The organism is Aquabacterium sp., assembly GCF_030652515.1.
Taxonomy (GTDB): domain Bacteria; phylum Pseudomonadota; class Gammaproteobacteria; order Burkholderiales; family Burkholderiaceae_C; genus Aquabacterium.
On the sequence record NZ_JAUSAR010000069.1, the window covers coordinates 38,663 to 54,390 of the forward strand.

A 15,728-nucleotide genomic window follows, 5' to 3' on the forward strand; every position below is an offset into this window, starting at 1 on the left:
TCAATCCGGCAAGCGCCAGAAGAACCCAGCCCACAAGCCATTGCCCGCCGCGCTGGCCAGCGCAATCACCTCGCCAGGCTGGCCGCGCCCTGAACTCATGAAACCATGCAGCGCCGCCAGCGAACTGGCCGCTCCCAGGCAACCCTGCGTGTCCAGTTCATGGAAGATTTGAGCTTCAGGCTGGCCCAGGGCTTCATGCGCAATGCCCATCTGGCGCGGCGACACCGCATAAGGCAAGAAGTGCTTCACGCGGGCACAGGCGGGCGCAAAACGCTCGGCCAGTTCGCGGGGAAAACGCCCCCACAGGCGCGACAAGTCGGCCAGGTGCGCATGATCGGGTTTGTGGAAGCGGTAGTCCATGACCGCCTCGGTCGGCGGCAGCTGCCCGGGGATGGTGGTGGACACGCCCTGCAAGGCACTTTGACCGCTCATGCCGCCCAGAAAACTCTCGGTCTGGCTGCCATCGCTGGCCAGGATGCAGGCGCCCGCCCCATCGCCATACAACAGGGCCGAACCGATGTCGCCTGGCAACAAGAAAGGCGAGGCCGCCTCAACCCCGATGATCAGCACCGGCCCCGCGCCCTGGCTGATCAGGCCCTGCGCCGTGAACCAGGCCAGCAAGGCGCCCACGCCGCCCGCGCGCACATCAAAACACACGGGGTTGGACAGCCCATCGTCGCAGCCCAAGGCCTTGCCGATGCGGGCCGTCATCGAGGCGCTGATCACCGGCGGCGTCGAGGTGGCGCAAATCACGGCCGACAACTCCGATGCCCGCAGGCCTGCAGCCGCCAAGGCCCGCTGCCCCGCCAGCACGGCCAGGTCGATGGCGTCGGCACCCAACACCCACTGGCGTGTGCGCACCGTGGGTTCTGGCGCCGGGGCCGCCCCACGCTGGGCCGCGCGTTCGGCCTTGGCCTGCAGCTGCGCTCGCCAATCGGGGCCCAACACGCGCTCGTGCAGCGCGTCGTTGTCCAGCTCGATCCCGCGTTGTCCTTGGGGGGCCAGGTCCACGGGGCGCGCCACCGAGGTCGACACCAGGCGCAGGCCTGGGCAAGCTTGCATCAAGAGGTTCATACGCGCTTCTTCTGGCCAGCCCAGTAGGGCTCGCGCAGCTTGGCTTTTTCGATCTTGCCTGCGGCATTGCGGGGAATGGCGGTGAGCAACTCCACCTTGGTGGGGCACTTGTAGCGCGCCAGGCTCTGGCGGCAATGGGCGATCAGCACGCGGGGCTCGAAGGCCGCCCCCTCGGCCAGCGTGACGTAAGCCAGCACCTCTTCGCCCCACAACTCGTGCGGGATGCCGATGACGGCACAGTCGGTCACCGCCGGGTGCGAAGCCAGCGCCAGCTCGATCTCGCGCGGGTAGATGTTCTCGCCGCCCAGCACGATCATGTCCTTGACCCGGTCGACGATGGTCAGGTAGCGCTCGTCGTCCAGCGTGCCCAGATCGCCTGTCCAGAACCAGCCGTCGCGGTTGGCTTCAATACTGGCCTCGGGCAGGTTCCAGTAGCCCGGAGAGACGCAAGGCCCACGCGCCACCACCTCGCCCACCGCGCCCACGGGCACGTCCTGGCCTTCAGGGTCGACCACGCGGATGTGCGTGCCCAGCATCTCGCGGCCTGCCGAGGCCAAACGCGCCAGGGCGCGGGGCGAGCCATCGAGCACATGGTCTTCGGGCCGCAGGATGGTCAGCAGGCCCGCGGTTTCGCTCAGGCCATAACCCTGGAAGAAGCGACATTGCAGCCGGGCCATGGCCTGCTCCAGCAGGGCCACGGGCATGGGCGCCGCGCCGTAGGCCACAAAGCGCAGGTGGGCAAACTTCAGCTGGTCCACGCCTGGTTCGGCAAAGAGCCAACGCAGCATGGCGGGCACCATCAGGGTGTGGGTCACGGGCTCTTGCGCCAGGCAGCGCGCGGCGGGCATGGGCTCGAACTCGGTCAGCAGGCGCAAGGTGGTGCAGGTGGCCGCGCAGGTCATCACCATCAGGGCGCCGCCCACATGGAACAGGGGCGTGACCTGCAGAAAGCGATCCTCGCCAGGGCGCAAGTCGAAGTCGCTCAGCAAGGCGGCGATGGCGGCGGCCAGGTTGGCGTGCGTCAACACCGCGCCTTTGGGCCGGCCCGTGGTGCCGCTGGTGTAGATCTGCACCAAGGGGGCGTGCACGGCCTCGGGCGCGCGAGCTTTCGGCGCATCGTCCAGGGGCGTGCTGGCCGACATGAGCTGATCCAGTTGATCCCAGCCCGCAGGCGCCTGGTCCAGTGCCACCCAATGGCGCACGCCAGGGATCTCTTGGCGCACCGGATCCAGATTGCGCGCATACCCGGCCTCGGCCACCACCATGGTGGGCGCGGCATCCGTCAGTATCCAGCGCAGCTCGGGCACGCTCAGGCGCCAGTTGAGCGGCACCACCACGGCATCAACCCGCGCTGCGGCGTAGTAAAGCGCCGCGTATTCCCAGCGGTTTTTGGCCAGCACCGCCACGCGGTCGCCCGCTCGCAAGCCGGTGCTCTGCAGCACGGCGGCCAGGCGCCGCACCTCGTCGGCAAACTCGGCATAGCTCAGGCTGCGGCGGGCATCCACCACCGCCGGGAAGGTGGGGAACAGGCGCGCACTGCGCCACAGGTAAGTGTCAATGGTCATTTCAAACCCAGTTCGATCCCGCCACTGACGGGCAGGCACACGCCGGTGACATAGCTGGCCAGCGGCGAAGACAAAAAGGCGATCACGGCGGCCACTTCTTCAGGCGTGCCCGCGCGCCCCACCGCTGCGCGGGCGCCCAGCGCGGCGCGCACGGTGTCGGACACGGCGCCACGCGTGCGCTCGGTGTCGATGAAGCCGGGCTCCACCAGGTTGCACGTCACCCCAAAGCGCGACACCTCCAGGGCCAGGCTGCGCACCAGGCCTTGCAGGCCGGACTTGGCAGCGGCATAAGCCACCTGGCCATGTGCCCCAAGTTCGCTGGCGGTTGAGCCCACAAAGACGAGGCGGCCAAAGCCTGCTTGCTTCATGTGGGGCACACATAGCCGGGCCAGGCGCAGCCCCGCGAACAGCACGCTGTCCATCACGCCGTGCAGGTCCGCGATGGGCACGTTCTCGATCACGCCGAAGGGCGCGGGCTGGCTGGCGTTGTGCACCATCACATCCACCGATCGATCCAGCGCAGCCAGTGCTTGCCAGAAGCCCTCGTCGGCCAAGTCGCCCACCAAGGCCTGCGCCGATCCACCCAAGGCGCGGATCTCGCCCACGGCCTCGTGCAATCGCTGTTCATGCCGACCAGTCAGCACCACGTGCAGGCCTTGGACCGCCAGGGCCAGGGCCGTGGCCTTGCCGATGCCACGCCCGGCCCCAGTCACCAGCGCGGTGCGGCCTGGTGGGTGGGCAAGCCCAGGCTGGTCCATGTGTTCAGGCACGCGTCAGAACTGGTGAACAGCGGCCGCGAAGGTGCAGCCCGCCCCCACCGCCGCCAGCAACACCTTGCTGCCCGGCTTGATGCGGCCCGAGCGCAGCGTCTCGTCCAGCGCGATGGCCACCGAAGCCCCGGCCGTGTTGCCATGGTGGGCCACTTCATCCACCACGGCCTCGGGCGCAAAGCCCAGCTCCTTGGCCGCCATCTGAACCAGGTTGGCGTTGCCCTGGTGCGTGATGAAGATGTCGATGTCGGGCACCGTCAAACCGGCGCGGTCCAGCGCCTGGTGGCAGGACTCCAGCGTGAAGCGCAAAAAGAGCTCGAAGATGTCGTTCTTGGGTTCGATGTGCAGGTAGTGCTGGCCCGCGGCCACCGTTTCAAAACTGGCCGGAAGCTGCGCGCCACCAGCAGGGATGTAGGCGCCCATGCGCTCGATGCCCTCGGCCCCGCACACCATGCTCAGAAAACCGGGCTTGGTCGTGCTGGGCTCAACCAGCGCACAGCCTGCGCCATCGGCGAACAGCACCGTCGATCGGTGGTCCTTCGGGTTGACGTAGCGGCTGCGCGCATCGGCCCCGATCACCAGCACCCGGCGCGCGCCCATCTGGATCGACGCGGCGGCGAGGTCCAGGCCATACAAGAAACCTGAACACGCCGCCGAGATGTCAAACGCCATGCAGCGCGCGCCCAGCTTGCGGGCCACGATGGTGGCCGTGGAGGGGCTGGGCAGGTCGGGCGAGATGGTCGCCATGATGATGCGGTCCACCTGCGAGGCCGATATCCCGGCCTGGTCCAGGCAACGCTGCGCGGCGATCACGGCCATGTCCGAAGTCGTTTCGCCGGGCTGCAGCCAGTGGCGGCTGCGGATGCCGGTGCGGCTGACGATCCACGCGTCGTCCACGGTCAACCCGAAGCGGGCGACCAGTTGGTGGTTGTCCATGACCTGGGTCGGCGTGTAGCTGCCCGTGGCCGTGATCGAAACTGCTTGCTGCATCAAATGAATACTCCGTGCCGCTTCAGCGGCCCACCATGTCGACGGCGATTTTCCCGATGGTGCCACGAGCCGCCATGCGGGCTTGCGCATCGGGCAGGTCTTGCAAGCCGATGACCTCGGTCAGGGCCGGGCGCAGGGCCCGCTCCTCGACCAGGCGCATGGCCTGGACCCACTCCCTGTGGGTGCCCGCGTGCGAGCCCAGCAAGGAGAGCTGCTTGTTCCAGAGAAAACGCAGGTCCGTCTTGGCCTCGAAGCCTTCGGTGGCACCGCAGATCACCAGCCGCCCACCCCAGCGCAGTGCCTCGATGCCGATCTGCCAGGTCGTGGCGCCCACATGGTCAAACACCACGTCGACCCCCTTGCGGTGCGTGATGCGGCGCGCCTCCCGGGCCACATCGTGCAGGTCACTGCGGATGACGTGATCGGCCCCGAGCGACTCGCAGAACTCGGCTTTGCGCTGACTGGATGCCACGGCGATGGACACCGCACCGATCGCCTTGGTGAGCTGGATGGCGGCCGTGCCCGTACCGCCACTGGCGCCAAAAATCAGCACATGCTCGCCAGGCTTGGTCTGGGTGCGCGTGACCAGCATGCGCCACACCGTGAGCATGGCGCTGCTGGTCACGGCCGCCTCGCTCCAGCTCAGGTGGGCAGGCTTGGGCAGGCATTGCGCGGCCTGCACACGGGCGTATTGGGAAAACGCGCCGATCAGCGGCCCCGTCTGAAAGCCCCAAACTTCCATCGTGCGGCAGAACAGTTCTTCGCCCGCCAGACAGTGCTGGCACACCCGGCAAGACTGGATGGGGTAGACCACCACCTCGTCGCCCACGCGCGGGTAGACGACGCCCGGACCCACTTCAGTCACCACGCCCGCGGCGTCCGAGCCCGAGATGTGCGGCAGCGGCACGGCGATCTTGGGCAGCCCCTGGCGGGCCCAGATGTCGTTGTGGTTCAGGCCTGCGGCCTCCACCCGGATCACCACCTCGCCAGCGGCGGGGGAAGGGTCTGGTACATCGCCGTAGCGCAGCACATCCAGGCCACCATGTGCTTCGAAATAAACTGCTTTCACGACCACAAGCTCCCATGAATATGTGATGCCACAAGGAACTCTATCACCGGCCGTTTATCGAATAACCGCCAGAGGCACTGGCATCCCCGTCAACCGGGGGGAGGACATTCCCGCGAGTTCAAAGCCCAGCGCCTGTCAGGCCACGGCGCCCTTGCGCTCCAGCATGGCCTGCAGATCGCGCACCGTGGTGCACTCCTGCAAATCCTCGATCGCCAACTCCACGCCAGTGCGCTCGGCCACGATGCCGATGAACAAGGCCATGCCCAGGGAGTCCCACCCCTCGACGGTTTCCAACACCGCATCGGGCCCGAACAGGCCGGGCAGGCTTTGTGTGGCGTCCTCGATGTCGGTGATTAAACGATCCATGGTGCAAACTCCCAATGAAATGCGTGCCGTTTGTATCATGGCCACCGCCATCGCCACGCGAACACACACCACAGGATCACCATGTCCCTTCTCACCGAGCGCACCCTGATCAGGGCAGGGGCCACGCTGGATCGCCAGTACCTCACCGGCCTGGACGTGCTGGCCTCGCATGCCGCCACCGCGTGCATCCTGGTCTACCCCCAAGGCCTGGACGCCAAGGCATTGAAGCAATCGCTGGCCACCACCTTGAACGCCTACCCGGTGCTGTCCGGGCGGCTCAAGCGCGATGCGAAGGGCCACATCTTCATTGATGCGGCTGACCAGGGCGTGCCCTTCATCGTCAAGCAACACCCCGGGCCCCTGCCCCCCTATGGCGTGGCGCGGCCCATGAACCAGGGCATCCGCCAGTTCTTCAAGCGCATCTACCCATGGCAGGTGGTGGACCGTCCCCGCGCGCTCATGGTGATCGAGCTTCACCAGTTCAGCGATGGCGGCGCCGTGCTGTCGATCACCCCGGTGCACTCGGCCTGCGACGGCGGTGCGCTCTGGGTTTTTTTGATGGATTGGGTTCGGGCCCACCACGGCGGCGCCCTCACGCCACCCGTGCTGGACCGCAATGCCGTGATCCGCTTTGGCCAGGAGAACATGCACCGGCCTTGCGAACACCCCACCGTGCGCGTCACGCCCCTGCTGCAACGGGTGGTTTTGTACACGCGCTTTGCCTGGCAACACGTCACCCAGCTCGACCGGGTGATCTTGCGCATCACCCCGCAGCAAGTACAGCAGTGGAAAGACGAGGCCAAGGCCCAGTTGCCCGAAGGCACCAGCGTGGCCGCCCATGACCTGGCCATCGCCCACTGCCTGCGGGCCTGGTCAGCCCACCTGCGGGCCAGCAAACCCCGCGCCATCACTGTGATCACCGATCTGCGCTTTCGGCGCCAGTTGGGCCTGGCGCGCAAGTTCATCGGCAACGCGTTGGGGCGCGACCTCGTCACCCTGAGCGCCCAAGATTTGGCCGATGGCAGCCTGACCACGCTGGCGCAGCGCTGCCACATCCCGTTGGACCGGATCAGCCAGGACGAGTTGCTGGGCTACCTGGGCTACATCGAAGGCCATCGGCAGCGCCACACCGTGGGCCAGCTCCTGTCAGAGGGCGGCAAGCAGTTGGTCGAGGCGGGCATCATCGTCAACAACTGCGCGCACTTCCCGGTCTACAAGATGGACTTCGGCCAAGGCCCGCCCAGTTGGCACGAAACCGAGCGCCCGCCCTACCGCCACCTGCTGTTGACGCCCACTCCAGGCATGGACGGTGGCTTCGACGTGCGGCTGACCGCGCGCCGGGGCGAACTGGCCGCCCTGCGCCCTGCTTGAGACCGGCTCAGCCGACCTCGCACACCTTGAGCATGTTGGTGCCGCCCGGGTAGCCCATGGGCTCGCCGCAGGTGATGGCGTAGGTGTCGCCCGGCTTGAGCAAGCCACTTTCCACCAGCAGCGATTCGGCCTGCTTCAGCGCCTCGTCGCGGTCGGTGTGGCTGCGGATCAGCAGCGGCCGCACATTGCGGTACAGCGCCATCTTGCGTTGCGAGATCGGCTGCGCCGTCATGCCGAAGATCGGCACGTGGATGCGGTGGCGGCTCATCCACAGCGCGGTCGAGCCCGATTCGGTCAAGGCGATGATGGCCTTGCAACCCAGGTGGTAGGCCGTGAACAGCGCGCCCATGGCGATCGACTGGTCGATGCGGCCAAACTTCTTGTTGGTGAAGTCGGCGTCCAGCGACACGTCTTCGGCCGCCTCGGCCGCCATCGCGATCGCGGCCATCTGCTCCACGGTCTCGACCGGGTACTTGCCAGCGGCCGTCTCGGCGCTCAGCATCACGGCGTCGGTGCCGTCCAGCACCGCGTTGGCCACGTCGCTCACCTCGGCGCGCGTGGGCACCGGGTTCACGATCATCGACTCCATCATCTGCGTGGCCGTGATCACCACCTTGTCCATCTCGCGCGCCATCTTGATCATGCGTTTTTGCAGCGCGGGCACCGCCGCATTGCCCACCTCCACGGCCAGGTCACCCCGCGCCACCATGATCCCGTCAGACGCCTTCAGGATGCTTTCCAAGTTGGGGATGGCCTCGGTGCGCTCGATCTTGGCGATCAGGGCCGGGCGGTGCTTCCAGGGCTCGCCCGCCACATTGCACAGCTGGCGCGCCATCTCCATGTCGGTTGAATTCTTGGGGAAGGACACGGCGATGTAGTCGCACTGGAAACTCGCCGCCGTCCGGATGTCTTCCATGTCCTTGGCCGTCAGGGCCGGCGCGGTCAAGCCGCCACCCTGCTTGTTGATGCCCTTGTTGTTGGACAACTCGCCCCCCACCTTCACGATGGTGTTGACGGCCTCGCCCTTCACCGACTCCACGGTCAGCACCAGCAAGCCATCGTTCAGCAAAAGGATGTCGCCAGCGCGCACATCGCGCGGCAGCTCCTTGTAATCCAGGCCCACGCCATGGATGTCGCCGGGCTCGACGCGGCTGGCGTCCAGCACGAAAGGCTGGCCGTTTTCCAGCATCACGGCACCTTCGGCGAACTTGCCCACGCGGATCTTGGGGCCCTGCAGGTCGGCCATGATGGCCACGACCTTGCCCACCTTCTTGGCCACCTCGCGCACGAGCTGGGCGCGGTCGATGTGGTCCTGCGCCTTGCCGTGCGAAAAGTTCAGGCGCACCACGTCAACCCCCGCGCGCAACATGCGCTCCAACACATCCGGCGAAGACGAAGCAGGACCCAGGGTGGCGACGATCTTGGTGGCACGTTGCATGGCGTTTCGACTCTGTGTTCAGAGCGGCAGTTGTCTCGCAAACAGTGTCCCACCAAACCGCCTGTTGAAACGCCGGAATTGGGGCGGCAAGACCCTCGCTTGTCGCACCTTCCCCCGAAACATTACACTGAGCCACGCACCTTACCTGATCACGTAACGCTTCAGCAAAGTGTCCGGTATGCCGACATGCCAAGGGAGTCACTGCAGTTAACACCCCCATGAGCCAGCCCACCATCGTCTTCTCGCACGCCAACAGTTTCCCGGCCAGCACCTACCGCGAGTTGTTCGAGGCCTGGCGCGCGGCCGGCTACGCGGTCCATGCCCTCGAAAAATTCGGCCACGACCCGCGCTACCCCGTCACCGCCGACTGGCCGCACCTGGTGCGCCAGCTCAAGGACTTCATCGACCATGAGGTGGGCCACCCCGTCTACCTGGTCGGACACTCCCTGGGCGGCTACCTGAGCATGATGCTGGCCAGCCGCCACCCCGAGCTGGCCCGGGGCGTGGTCGTGCTCGACTCGCCCTTGCTGCACGGCTGGCGCGCCTGGGGCCTCAAGCTGGTCAAGCAACTCGGCGTGGTCGATCGCGTCATGCCCTCTGGCGTGGCCGCTCAGCGCTGCCACGAGTGGCCCACATTGGAGGCCGTGCGCGAGCACTTCATCGCCAAGCCCAAGTTCGCCGCCTTCCACCCCGGCGTGTTCGACGCCTACGTGCAGCACGGCACCGAGCACCACCCCAGCGTCAGCCGCCGCCTCAGCTTCAAGCGTGAGATCGAATCGCGCATCTACAAAAGCATGCCGGTGAACCTGGTGCAGGAGTTCCGGCGCAGTCCCCCGGCCTGCCCCATGGCCTTCATCGGCGGCACGCGCTCCAAAGAGCTCAAGGCTGTCCAGCTCAGTGGGATTCGCCGCGTGGTCGGCTCGGCCAACATGTCGTGGATCGCGGGCACACACCTGTATCCTTTCGAGCAGCCGCAGGCCACCGTGGCCGAAGTGCTGCGCTGGCTGACCCACTTCCAGACCCCGTCCGCCCCCGACATCCCGACGCGATGACCGCACCTGCCCCCGTCGAGCCGCCCATCCCCTTTGTCACCGTGACCAACTGGGTGCGCGCGGCCAACCTGTGCGGCATCGACATCGGCCGCATCTTCGAGGAAGAAGGCGTCGACACCAGCAACCTGCACCCCGAGACCGCCGTCATCCAACGCGAGACCATGCAACGCGTCATGCAGCGCTGTGTCGACGAGACGCGCGCCATGGGCCGGGGCCAGCACTTTCCACTCGTGCTCGGCGAGACCTTCGCCTTCGAGTACATGTCGGACATCGAGACCTTCATCACCACCAGCCCGACCCTGCGCGAAGCTGCGCGCTCGCTGGAGTGGATCCCGCCGCTGCTCAACCCCTACATGCAGATCTCGCTGGCCGAGCATGGCAGCGAAGCGCGCATGTCGGTGGCCTTCAACCACCCCGTGGCCTCGCCCGACACCACTTGGCATTTCACCGAAGGCGTGTTCGCCAGCCTGCTCAAGTTCACCCGCATGCTGCTGGGCGGACAACAGCTGTTTGGCCGCATCACCCTGCAGCACGCGCCCCACCAGGACCGCGCCGCCTGCGAAGCCTTCTTCCATGTGCCCATCTCGTATTCAGAGCCGGTCAGCGCCATGTGGTTCGACCGGGCTCTGCTGGACCTGCCCTTGCGCGGCGGCTTTCCCCAGTTGCACGAACAGGCCGCGCAGCGCGTGGTCCAGCAGGTGGCCCAACGCGCCGAGCAGCAACAGCAAGATGTCGGCGCCCTCGACCAGGCGGGCAACCTGGTCCACCAGATCGAACGTGCGCTGGCGCAAAAGCCCCGCCTGCTGGGCCTGGGCCTGGAGGCGCTGGCCGAAGAACTCCACCTTCACGCCCGCACCCTGCAACGCCGCCTGCGCGACATCGGTGACAGCCACTCCGGCATCCAGGCCCGGGTGCGCTACGGACTGGCGCGCCAATGGCTGCAAGACCCCGCCTTGCCCATCGAAGACATCAGCGACCGCCTGGGTTTTTCTGATCGACGCAGCTTCACGCAAGCCTTCACGCGCTGGTCGGGCGTCACCCCCAGCCAGTACCGCCGCAGCCCCGGCCCATGACGGCAAACCCGGGTGTTTTCCCTAGGCTCAAGCTGTCGCGAAAATTACCCTGCTGTCGTTGCACGCCATAGCCCCGCTGGCGCCAACTGCCTAAAGTTCATTCATCGGAAAGCCTGTGCCCAGTGCGCAACCCCCTGCCGAGGAGACCCCACATGAACCCCACAAAAATGACCCCGCCACCCATCATCCCGCGTGAAAAGCTGGATTTCGGGCTGGACGGCGACATCCCCAAGTACTGGCTGAACGGCGACCCGTTCAAGACCCGTTTCTTCGACGCCCTGTCCACCCTCTTCCCGGTGGGCGAGCGTTTCTTCATCACCTGCGTGCGCGATTTCAAAGACCGCACCACCGACCCCAAGGTGTTGCAGGACATCAAGGACTTCACGCGCCAGGAAGGCCAGCACGGCATCGTCCACACGCGCTACAACGACCGCCTGAAAGCCCAGGGCATCGGCGTCGATGCAATCCTGGCGGGCCAGGAAAAGCGCTTGTTCGGCATCATCCGCAAGCACACCTCGCGTGAGTTCACGTTGGGCATCACGGCCGCGGCCGAGCACATCACCGCCATCATGGCCGACTGCTTTGTGGAGCGCCCCCAGATCTTCGAAGGGGCCGACGACCGCATCCGCGCGCTCTACGTTTGGCACGCCATGGAAGAGATGGAGCACAAGGCCGTGGCCTTCGACGTGCTGCAGAACATCGCCAAAAGCAGCTACCGCAACCGCGTTGGCTCCATGCTGCTGGTGACCCTGCTCTTCCCCTTCCATGTCTTCCGCATCATGAAGCACATGCTCGAGGTCGATGGTTTCAGCCGCTGGCAGCGCACCAAGATCTGGGCCCAAGGCCTGTGGTGGCTGTACAAACCGGGCGGCCTGTTCTCGCCCATGGTCGGCAAGTACTTCAGCTACCTCAAGCCCAGCTTCCACCCGTGGCAAGACCCCGTCGTGCCCAGCTACGACAACTGGCTGCGCATCCTGAAGGAAACCGGCGACCCCATCCTGGCGGGCAACCGCCTGCACGGCACCCACGCCTGAGGACACCTCCATGCACCCGCACAACCCCATCGTTCCGCGCGAGAAACTCGACTTCGGCCTGGAAGGCGACATCCCCAAGTACTGGTTCGGCGGCCACCCCTTCAAGACGCGCTTCTTCGACGCCATGTCGACCATCTTCCCCGAGGGCGAGCGCTTCTTCATCTCCTGCGTGCGTGATTTCCGCGACCAGGTCAGCGACCCGATGCTGCGCGAAGAGATCAAGCACTTCATCCGCCAGGAAGGCCAGCACGGCATCGTGCACAGCCAGTACAACGAACGCCTCAAGACGCAGGGCATCGACGTGGACAAGCTCGAAGGCATCCAGCGCGGCTTGATCGAGTGGATGCGCAAGTACCTGCCCAAGAAGCACACCCTGGCCAGCACCGCCGCCGCAGAGCACATGACCTCGATCATGGCGCACAGCTTCTTCGCGCGCAAAGACGTCATGGCCGCCGCCGACCCGCGCATGCGCGCCATGTACGCCTGGCACGCCATGGAAGAGATCGAGCACAAGGCCGTGGCTTTCGATGTGATGCAGAAGATCGCCAAGGTCTGGTACCCGCGCCGCGTGGTGACCATGGTCGAAGTCACCCTGGGCTTCACCATCAACGCCATGCTCAGCACACGTTACATGCTCAAGGTCGATGGGTTCAGCCGTTGGCAGCGCACCAAGCTGTGGGCGCAGGGCCTGTGGTGGTTGTACAAGCCGGGCACCGGCCTGTTCATGGCCATGCTCGGTCAATACCTCCACTACTACAAGCCCGGCTTCCACCCCTGGCAGCAAGGTGAAATGAGCAGCTACAAGCTCTGGCTCGACACCTTCAACCAGACCGGCGACCCGATCCTGGCCGGCGAGGTGTTGCACGCCGCAGCCGCCTGATCACACTGGAGGCCTCCCACGGCGGGCCTCAAGTTTCTCAGCCAGCGGCCGATATGGCCGTATGACCGTCCTGCGCACCACCGACGCTCCCGCCCACCCGGCCAGCCCCACAGCGGCCGTGCCGATCGTGCCGCGCGAGCACCTCGATTTCGGCCTGGACGGTGACATCCCCCGCCACTGGTTCGGCGGCGACCCGTTCAAGACGCGCTTTTTCGACGCCATGTCCACCCTCTTCCCCGAGGGCGAGCGCTTCTTCATCACCTGCGTGCGCGATTTCCGCGACCAGGTCACCAACCCCGAACACCTGCAGGCCATCAAGGATTTCACCCGGCAGGAGGCCCAGCACAGCATGGTGCATTCGGCCTTCAACCGGCGCCTGGCCGATCAAGGCATCAAGGTCGACCGCATCCTCGCCAACCAGCGCCACTTCCTGTTCGACGTCACCCGCCAACGCCTGTCACGCCAGCAAACCCTGGCCATCACCGCGGCCTCCGAGCACCTCACGGCCATCATGGCCCAAGGCTGGTTCGAGCGCCACGACCTCTTCCTGGACGCCGATCCCCGCGTGCGCGCCATGTACGCCTGGCACGCCGTCGAAGAAGTCGAGCACAAAGGCGTCGCCTACGACGTCATGCAACAAGTCGCCCAGGTGGGTTACCTGCGGCGCGTGCTCGCACTCCTGCAGGTCAGCATCAACTTCCCGATGTTCGTGTTCCAGATCATGGGCCACATGCTCAAGGTCGATGGCTTCAGCCGCACGCAACGCCTCAAGCTGTGGGCCAAAGGCCTGTGGTGGTTGTACGGCCCCGGCGGCATGATGGCCGACATCATCCGCCCCTACCTGGCCTGGTACAAACCGGGCTTCCATCCCTGGGATTCGGGCATGCTGCCCAGCTACACCCTGTGGGCCGACACACTCAAACGCACCGGCGACGTGATCGCTGCCGGCGATGCCCTGACAACAGCACCACCTCGACGTTGACCGCCCCGTCAGGGCAACTGCAGATCCCGCTCAAGCCGGGCCGCTTCTGGCCCACTGAAATTTTGCTGCAAGTACTGGCGGATGCGGATCAAGCGCTGGCCTTCATCCAGTGAAGCGTCCTGCGTCAGGTGGGTCCACTCCAGCCGAGCCTTGTCCGCGCGTGCGCGCCAATCGTCACGAGGCGCTGATGCCGCCGAGGCCACCAAGCCCGCCGATGCAGGCGCCCGGGACAGCACATCGTCCAGACTGGACGCCGCCGGTTGACGGGGGCTGGCCACCAGGCTGGCAATGCGCCGTTGCAAGGCGGCCTCGTCTTCGCCAAAAAACGCCTCGGCCCAATCAGCGCCTAAAAATTGCCGACGCACCTTGTGCTGCTCGTTCAAGGTGGCCTGCCAGCCTTTCGGCTCCGAGCCGTTGAACGGACGCTGCCAATCGTGGTTCTGCAGACGCGCATAGCGGTCCCAGATGGCCAGCACCTGAACGCTGTTGGCCTGCCCCAGGTCCGCCAAGGCGTCTTGCTCCAAGGTCGCGCGCACCTCCACCATGGTCACCCCCTTGCCCAGGGGCAGGTAGCTGTCAAACCGTTCGCGCAAGGCACGCCCCGGCACCAGCTTGCCACCCAGCACCGACCACGCCTTGGGCGACCAGCCGCCAGCCGGCCGCACGACAGTCCCTCTGGCCGCCGGTGGCTGCGGCTCCAAGCCCGCAGCAACTTGAGGCACCGCAGACTTGCCCGCCGCCACGTCGGGACCTTGCCCCTGCTCGTACCACCAGACCAGCACCCCGGCGATGGCCAGGACCAGCAGCGCACGCTTGACCATGGCCGGTCAGCCTGCCGCGCGCTTTTGCAGGATCTCGAACGCCGGCAAGGTCTTGCCTTCCAGCACCTCCAGGAAAGCGCCGCCACCGGTCGAGATGTAGCCCACGTCTTTCTCGATGCCGTACTTGGCAATCGCCGCCAAGGTGTCGCCACCACCGGCAATGCTGAAGGCGCTGGACTCGGCAATCGCCTTGGCGATCGTCCTGGTGCCATTTTCAAAAGCGGCGACCTCAAACACACCCACCGGGCCATTCCACACCACCGTGCCTGCGGACTTCAACTGGGCCGCCAGCTTGTCGGCCGTCTTCGGCCCGATGTCGAGAATCATGTCGTCATCGGCCACATCGGTGGCGGCCTTCACCACAGGCTTGGCCGCAGCCAGGAACGCGCCAAAATCGAACTTGCCGCTGGGCACGCCCTCGGCCACCACCACGTCCTCAGGAATCGGCACCTCGGCACCCCGCACTTTCATCGCCGCAATCACCGCCGCGGCCGCGGGCACCAGGTCGCGCTCCACCAGCGATTTTCCCACGTTCAAACCAGCGGCCAGCATGAACGTGTTGGCAATGCCGCCCCCCACGATCAGTCCGTCCACATTCTTGGACAGCGCCTCCAGAATCGTCAGCTTGCTCGACACCTTCGAGCCCGCCACGATGGCCACCAGCGGCCGCTTGGGCGCTGCCAGAGCTTTGTTCAGCGCGTCAATCTCGGCGGATAACAGCGGGCCAGCGCACGCCACCTTGGCGTACTGAGCGATGCCATAAGTGGTGCCCTCGGCGCGGTGCGCCGTGCCAAAAGCATCGTTCACGAAGATGTCGCACAGCGCGGCCAGCTTGCGCGCCAACTCTTCGCTGTTCTTCTTCTCGCCCTTGTTCAGGCGGCAGTTCTCCAGCAGCACCACATCGCCATGCGCCACGGTGACACCATCCACCCAGTTGGACACCAGCTTGACTTCACGGCCCAGCAACTCGCCCAGGCGCTTGGCCACGGGTGCCAGCGAATCGGCCAGCTTGAACTCGCCCTCCGTCGGGCGCCCCAGGTGCGACGTCACCATCACGGCCGCGCCCGCCTTCAACGCCAGCTCGATCGCCGGCACCGAGGCACGCACGCGCGTGTCTTCGGTGATGTTGCCGGCATCGTCTTGCGGCACGTTCAGATCGGCGCGGATGAACACGCGCTGGCCAGCCACCTTGCCTTGGGCCACGAGGTCTTCAAATCGGAGGATGTTCATGATGGTGAAATGG

At 66.1% G+C, this 15,728-nt stretch carries 15 protein-coding genes; 6 read left to right on the forward strand and 9 right to left on the reverse strand.

The genetic code is table 11. The features are described from left to right. The 6 genes from Q7V20_RS08805 to Q7V20_RS08830 form a co-directional block, all read right to left on the reverse strand. Window positions 1–1,074, reverse strand: coding sequence for a 3-oxoacyl-[acyl-carrier-protein] synthase III C-terminal domain-containing protein (locus Q7V20_RS08805; RefSeq protein ID WP_304789385.1), 1,074 nt, complete (start codon window positions 1,072–1,074; stop codon window positions 1–3). Next, a complete protein-coding gene (locus Q7V20_RS08810; RefSeq protein ID WP_304789388.1) occupies window positions 1,071–2,639 on the reverse strand; it encodes a long-chain-fatty-acid--CoA ligase in 1,569 nt (522 codons plus the stop codon). The genes Q7V20_RS08805 and Q7V20_RS08810 overlap by 4 nt, the downstream gene beginning before the upstream one ends. Further along, window positions 2,636–3,409: an SDR family NAD(P)-dependent oxidoreductase gene (locus Q7V20_RS08815; protein ID WP_304789391.1), complete on the reverse strand. Its 774-nt coding sequence runs from the start codon at window positions 3,407–3,409 to the stop codon at window positions 2,636–2,638. The genes Q7V20_RS08810 and Q7V20_RS08815 overlap by 4 nt, the downstream gene beginning before the upstream one ends. A 3-nt stretch (window positions 3,410–3,412) precedes the next feature. After that, window positions 3,413–4,399 (reverse strand): 3-oxoacyl-ACP synthase III family protein, encoded by a 987-nt coding sequence (locus tag Q7V20_RS08820; RefSeq protein WP_304789394.1) that lies wholly within the window; start codon window positions 4,397–4,399, stop codon window positions 3,413–3,415. Window positions 4,400–4,421: 22 nt separating this feature from the next. Next, window positions 4,422–5,468: a zinc-binding dehydrogenase gene (locus tag Q7V20_RS08825; RefSeq protein WP_304789397.1), complete on the reverse strand. Its 1,047-nt coding sequence runs from the start codon at window positions 5,466–5,468 to the stop codon at window positions 4,422–4,424. A 135-nt stretch (window positions 5,469–5,603) separates the two neighbouring features. Next, window positions 5,604–5,834, reverse strand: coding sequence for an acyl carrier protein (locus Q7V20_RS08830; protein WP_230182796.1), 231 nt, complete (start codon window positions 5,832–5,834; stop codon window positions 5,604–5,606). A gap of 81 nt (window positions 5,835–5,915) precedes the next feature. Here Q7V20_RS08830 and Q7V20_RS08835 point away from each other — a divergent pair, with 81 nt between their 5' ends. Further along, a complete protein-coding gene (locus Q7V20_RS08835) occupies window positions 5,916–7,205 on the forward strand; it encodes an acyltransferase (RefSeq protein ID WP_304789402.1) in 1,290 nt (429 codons plus the stop codon). Between the two features lie 7 nt (window positions 7,206–7,212). Here Q7V20_RS08835 and pyk read toward each other — a convergent pair whose 3' ends face one another. Continuing rightward, window positions 7,213–8,643, reverse strand: coding sequence for a pyruvate kinase (gene pyk / locus Q7V20_RS08840; RefSeq protein WP_304789404.1), 1,431 nt, complete (start codon window positions 8,641–8,643; stop codon window positions 7,213–7,215). 218 nt (window positions 8,644–8,861) lie between these two features. Here pyk and Q7V20_RS08845 point away from each other — a divergent pair, with 218 nt between their 5' ends. The 5 genes from Q7V20_RS08845 to Q7V20_RS08865 all read left to right on the forward strand — a co-directional run bounded on the left by Q7V20_RS08845 (window position 8,862) and on the right by Q7V20_RS08865 (window position 13,664). After that, window positions 8,862–9,695: an alpha/beta hydrolase gene (locus Q7V20_RS08845; RefSeq protein WP_304789407.1), complete on the forward strand. Its 834-nt coding sequence runs from the start codon at window positions 8,862–8,864 to the stop codon at window positions 9,693–9,695. Beyond that, the gene (locus tag Q7V20_RS08850; RefSeq protein ID WP_304789410.1) at window positions 9,692–10,768 is read left to right on the forward strand and encodes an AraC family transcriptional regulator; all 1,077 of its coding nucleotides are present in this window, start codon (window positions 9,692–9,694) and stop codon (window positions 10,766–10,768) included. Before Q7V20_RS08845 ends, Q7V20_RS08850 begins: the two co-directional genes overlap by 4 nt. Window positions 10,769–10,920: 152 nt before the next feature. Continuing rightward, a complete protein-coding gene (locus Q7V20_RS08855) occupies window positions 10,921–11,802 on the forward strand; it encodes a metal-dependent hydrolase (protein WP_304789413.1) in 882 nt (293 codons plus the stop codon). A 10-nt stretch (window positions 11,803–11,812) separates the two neighbouring features. Continuing rightward, entirely contained in the window at window positions 11,813–12,682 is an 870-nt protein-coding gene (locus Q7V20_RS08860; protein ID WP_304789415.1) for a metal-dependent hydrolase, read from the forward strand. Window positions 12,683–12,743: 61 nt separating this feature from the next. Continuing rightward, window positions 12,744–13,664 (forward strand): metal-dependent hydrolase, encoded by a 921-nt coding sequence (locus tag Q7V20_RS08865; protein WP_304789418.1) that lies wholly within the window; start codon window positions 12,744–12,746, stop codon window positions 13,662–13,664. Window positions 13,665–13,672: 8 nt separating this feature from the next. On the opposite strand, the gene Q7V20_RS08870 is transcribed toward Q7V20_RS08865, so the two are convergent. Further along, window positions 13,673–14,485, reverse strand: a complete 813-nt coding sequence (locus tag Q7V20_RS08870) for a hypothetical protein (protein WP_304789421.1) — start codon at window positions 14,483–14,485, stop codon at window positions 13,673–13,675. A 6-nt stretch (window positions 14,486–14,491) separates the two neighbouring features. Next, complete coding sequence (locus Q7V20_RS08875) at window positions 14,492–15,715, reverse strand: phosphoglycerate kinase (RefSeq protein WP_304789424.1); 1,224 nt, start codon at window positions 15,713–15,715, stop codon at window positions 14,492–14,494. Between the last annotated feature and the right edge of the window lie 13 nt (window positions 15,716–15,728).